Consider the following 888-nt stretch of genomic DNA (forward strand, 5'->3'; position numbering starts at 1 on the left):
TACCTGTGGCATGGCGGAGCATCCTGCTCGTTCTCAGTTCCCCAGGTACTTATCCAGGCTTCCGCTTCTTCCGCAGTAAGGTGCAGACCCGTTTCCTGATAGTGCTGCCATGCGGCCTGTCCGTCCCGCAGGTACTGGCTGCGCTTCTCTTCCCGGTCGATGTATTCGGTGATTGCCTCCAGCATTAGCGCGTGCGCTGAGCGGTGCCGGTCATCGGCCAGCGTTTTCAGCCGGTCCTTAAGTTCTTCATCGAGCCTGATGGATGTTGCTGATGACATAAAAGCCCCTTTGTAGTCATATGTATTACACATGACTACTTTAATCCGTGGCGGCGCTATTTGCCAGAAATACGGCTTTTGCTGCCCATTTTTCAGCTTCGCTTCCACTAATCAGGGCTGCTACAGGCTCACTCATCATCCAGGACTATTGCAGCCTGCGGGTTAAAGGACCTGTTACTGGCGGCAACCATCATCATTGAGCTTTTGGGTGGTGACTGGTCGCGGATCCTGTAAGCCGTCATTTTTCAGACTGAATTCAAAATTTATAACCTGTCGCATTGCCGGGTGCCCTGCGGGATATAGCCAGTGCCTCATTGCCGTCAGCGTTTCCCGAAAAAAAAGGTGACAGCCGGTAAGCGACACGTTGTCCACTCGTCCATCGTCCAGAATATCAAACGTGGCGGTCACCTGACCTTCGATGCGTTTTGCTGCGGCCTGTACCGGGTAGGTTGGCTGCAGTGTGGTTACGGGTTTTAGTGGTATCGCATGTACCGGAGTGAGGAACATGGCCGCCAGCACTGTCAGAGTAAAAGCTTTCATGGTCTGAAATCCAGAGGGGCGTTTTTGAATATTTGCCAGGTATTTTCATCCGGTGCGGGCGGAATTTTGG

2 protein-coding genes are annotated in these 888 nt (G+C 52.8%); both read right to left on the bottom strand.

Going from position 1 to position 888, the window contains the following annotated elements; translation table 11 throughout:
- On the bottom strand, positions 1-386 hold a 386-nt coding region (locus ABD339_RS33505), incomplete at its 3' end, for a CopG family ribbon-helix-helix protein (RefSeq protein ID WP_312856926.1).
- A 66-nt stretch (positions 387-452) separates the two neighbouring features.
- Positions 453-818 carry a TonB family protein gene (locus ABD339_RS33510; protein WP_072354022.1) on the bottom strand — a complete coding sequence of 122 codons (366 nt, stop codon included), beginning with the start codon at positions 816-818 and terminating at the stop codon, positions 453-455.
- Between the last annotated feature and the right edge of the window lie 70 nt (positions 819-888).

The sequence above is a fragment of the Streptomyces axinellae genome (assembly GCF_039532135.1).
Lineage (GTDB): Bacteria > Actinomycetota > Actinomycetes > Streptomycetales > Streptomycetaceae > Streptomyces > Streptomyces axinellae.

Bases quoted from the DNA above. Each gene is read 5' to 3' on its own strand.
- ABD339_RS33510 (WP_072354022.1), bottom strand. From the start codon at position 818: ATGAAAGCTTTTACTCTGACAGTGCTGGCGGCCATGTTCCTCACTCCG.